1 protein-coding gene is annotated in these 272 nt (G+C 70.6%); it reads left to right on the forward strand.

The features are described 5' to 3' along the window. A partial coding sequence (locus tag SB822_RS57245; RefSeq protein ID WP_410859124.1) for a DUF2884 family protein occupies positions 1-272 on the forward strand: 272 nt, incomplete at both ends.

Genomic DNA, 272 nt, shown 5'->3' on the forward strand with positions numbered 1-272 from the left:
TGCGCATCGCCGACGATGGCGTGTGGCTGCGGCGCGACGATGCCCGGCCACGCCAGGTGCACATCCATGACGGTGCCATCAGCATCGACGACCAGGCGCAGGACGTCAGCCACGACGACATCCAGCGGCTGCGCCGCATGGAAGCGATGACGCGCGACCTGGTGCCGGCCGTGGCCGGGATCGCGCGTGATGCGGTGGACATCGCCTTCGACGCGCTGGCCGGCGTCGTCCACGTCATGAGCGGCAGCAAGGCCAAGGCCCGCGACGTCGAG

The sequence above is a fragment of the Paraburkholderia sp. SIMBA_054 genome, from assembly GCF_046534875.1.
In the GTDB taxonomy this organism is placed as follows: Bacteria; Pseudomonadota; Gammaproteobacteria; order Burkholderiales; family Burkholderiaceae; genus Paraburkholderia; species Paraburkholderia hospita.